We start from the raw sequence: 3,324 nt of genomic DNA on the forward strand, positions 1-3,324 counted from the left end.
TGGGCGCAGGCACGCTGGGCGCAGGCAGTGCCGCTGTCGGCATCATGGGGACCCGAAGGATCTCGGCCGGCCGCGCGAACGCCGGCACGGCCTGGGCGGCAAGCGTGCCGCGCAGTGCCTGCGCACGCGCGGCCCGGCGCTGCCCCCGAGCGTCCGCCGGTGCGCAGGCGATGACGTCGACGAGAACCGCCTCGGCATCGACCCAGCGACGTGCCCGGACAAGTGCCTCGGCGAGCGCCATGGCGTACCGGCCGTCAGGGTCACCGACGCGGACGGCTTCGCGCAGATGCGCGATCGCAAGCGACCTGCGTCCACCCAGGGCGGCCGGCATGTTCAGGTGCCACCGGCCGAGCACGTAGTGCGCCATGTCGAGGTCCGGGTCGCGACGCAGTAGCCGGTTGGCCCGCCGCCGCAGCGACACCGCCATCGTGAGCCGCCGCGGAAACCGTGCTGCCAACGCCTCCAGCCCATCGAGACGCAGCCGGCACACGGCCACCTCGACGCTGGCCGGGTCGTTGATGGTCGCGAGCCGCAGGAGAAGACGCAACGGCTTCAGGTTGGGTTGCCGGGAGCCCGCGCCGTCGGTCTCGGCATGGGCCAGCAGATTCTCGATCTGTTCGGTGGCGCGGGCCGCGATGCGCCGCGCCGCCTGCCGCCGGTCGACGTCGCTGACCGCCCGGCCGGCCTCTACCAAGCCCTTCACCACGCTCTGGCCCGCATCCCGCAACGCGGTGAGACGCTCCCGGCGTGGCCCGCCCGTGGGCGGGACCAGCACGGGGCCGAAGTGCACCGCAGCCTTCGCCCGCCGCGGCACCACCGCCTTGCGGGGAAGGACGGTGGCGGCGTCGACGAGTCCGACCGGAACGATGGGGACGTTCCCTCTCAGCGCGAAATGAAAGGCGCCGTCCTTGAACGGGAGGAGCGGCCAGCCCGGTCCGCGCGTCCCTTCTGGGTAGATGCAGATTATCTCGCCGTCCGATAATACCGATGAAATCGCCCGAATCGTTTCCCGACTGGGCGCGTCACGTTCCACCGGAATAGCGCCAACGCTCTTGTGCCACATTCTGCGCAGCGGTGTTGAGAATGCTTCGGATTTGGTGAGGAAATAGGTTCGACGACCGGAGACCGCGAAGACGACCGTCTCCAGGAAGAAATGGTCGAAGAAGCTGCTGTGATTCGCGATGAGGATGAATGGGCCGGCATCCGGCAGATTCTCGACCCCGGTCAGGTGGCGGAGATGACGGAGCGCAGAGGGCCGCACGAGCAGACCGCTGAGCCGGTAGAGCATGCGGTCGAGGGCGATCACGCCATGACCGGCTCGTTCGCGGCCCGGTACTCGCGCAACCGCTCGATGGTGCTCAGGGCGAGACCGTGCCGCAGGGCGAACATCTCCAGGTCCGCTCGACGCGCCATCTGACCATCCGGACGGATTATCTCTACGATGACACCGGCCGGGTTCAGGCCGGCGAGCCGGGCGAGGTCCACGGAGCCTTCTGTGTGCCCGGGGCGTTCCAGCACGCCGCCCGGCCGCGCGACCAGCGGGAAGATGTGGCCCGGGCGGCTGAAGTCGGCTTCCGTCCCATGGAGGAGGAGTTCAATCGTCTTCGCCCGGTCAAAGGCGGAGATGCCCGTTGTCACCCCGTGGCTCGGCGTTCCGTCGACGCTGACAGTGAAAGCGGTGGCGTGGTGGTCGGTGTTGCGGACGACCATCGGCGGGAGGTTCAGCTCCGCGGCCCGCTCGGGGGTGAGGGCGACACAGACCAGGCCCCGGCCGTATGTAATCATGAAGTTGATAACGGCCGGGGTCGCGAAGTCCGCCGCGACGATGATGTCTCCCTCGTTCTCACGGTCTTCGTCGTCCATGACGACGACCATTTCACCCCGCCGGATTGCCTCGATGGTCTCTTCGGCGCTCGCCAGCTGCGCAAGACCCAGATCTACAACATCAACCGTTGAACTGGTCACCGCACTGATCTCCTGTCGATGTCGTGGTGAAGACCGTGGAACGGAGCTGCTTCGCACCGTCCGGACTCAGGGTGGCGCCACGTCGAAATATCTGAATGATCCGACATCCATGTAGTGACATCCATGTCGTGACATGTAGGATCAGATCATGATCATAGGATGGGCGTCAAGGGCGCCAGGGGGAACCGATGGGTAATGGCACCGAACGCGAAGATGTCGAATTACCACCGGTAGGCAGCCAATTTCAGAGCGCCGATTTTCCGCCTTCGGCTGGTGGGAAGAATGCGGTCGGCATCACACCCGGAGATCCAGTGGATGTAAACGGTGAGACCGACGTCACACCGGCGAAGCAGGCGGTTGACGTCGCTGTTGAGGCGCTGCGCTATCTCGTGCTCGCCGTCCAACGAGAAGGCGACCGGATGCTGGTCGGCATACTGCGGCCGTTCGGCCTGACCCCGTCACAGGCCGAGGTGATCGCGGTACTCGCCGAATATGCCCCGATCAGCCTGGCCGAGCTGGGGCGCCTGCTGGTGTGCGAGGCGGGCAGTCCGAGTCGGCTCGTCGATTCACTCGTGCGCAAGGGACTGGTCTATCGCCGGCACAGCAGGACCGACCGCCGCAGCGTCCAGCTCCAACTCACCAGCGCCGGGTTCACCCGGCTGGCATCGCTGCAGGTTCCTGCGGACGCCATCATCCAGGCCGTCGCGCAGCGCCTGGACCCGGACGAACGGATCACGTTGGCGACCCTGCTGAGCAAGCTGCTGGTCGGCCTGCCCACCGAGGGTGTGATCGCCCGACGGTTCGGATGGCCACCCGACGAACCCACAGGGACGGACGACGACTCATCCCCTCACGCGTGCGCGAAACAGGTGCTGCCGACGACCGGGACACATAGTGTCGGCGTGCGCCGACCCGACACCAGGAGAAAGATCAACATGCAACTCTTGGATCTCACTGCGGATGAGCTGCTGAGCACCACCCGCAGCGTGCGCAGACGGCTTGATCTGGAACGGCCCGTCGAACCGGAGGTGATCGACGAGTGCCTGCGGATCGCTCTGCAGGCACCGACCGGGTCCAATGCGCAGAACTGGCACTGGGTGGTGATCACCGATCAGGGCCTGCGGACCGCCATCGCCGAGTACTACCGCACATCGTTCACGGCCTACATCACGACGTCCCGGCGGGCGATCGCCACGATCGCCGATCCCGACCGTCAGGCATCCCAGCTACGGGTGGCCTCCTCCGCCCAGTACCTCGCCGACAACCTCCACCGGGTACCGGTCTTCGTGCTCGGCTGCCTGGAGGGTGACCCGCAGGGGTACCCGGCATGGCAACTGCCGGCATACTGGGGCTCGCTGC

General features: G+C 66.8%; 3 protein-coding genes. 1 reads left to right on the forward strand and 2 read right to left on the reverse strand.

Going from position 1 to position 3,324, the window contains the following annotated elements:
- The coding region (locus U9980_RS13385; protein ID WP_322768209.1) for a lysophospholipid acyltransferase family protein at positions 1-1,306 on the reverse strand (1,306 nt) is incomplete at its 3' end.
- Positions 1,303-1,965, reverse strand: a complete 663-nt coding sequence (gene ribB / locus U9980_RS13390; protein ID WP_322768210.1) for a 3,4-dihydroxy-2-butanone-4-phosphate synthase — start codon at positions 1,963-1,965, stop codon at positions 1,303-1,305. The genes U9980_RS13385 and ribB, both read right to left, overlap by 4 nt.
- Before the next feature lie 311 nt (positions 1,966-2,276).
- On the opposite strand from ribB, the gene U9980_RS13395 reads away from it, so the two are divergent.
- The coding region (locus U9980_RS13395; RefSeq protein WP_322768211.1) for a MarR family transcriptional regulator at positions 2,277-3,324 on the forward strand (1,048 nt) is incomplete at its 3' end.

Origin of the sequence: Protofrankia sp. Cr1 (assembly GCF_963555865.1) — a bacterium.
Lineage (GTDB): Bacteria > Actinomycetota > Actinomycetes > Frankiales > Frankiaceae > Protofrankia.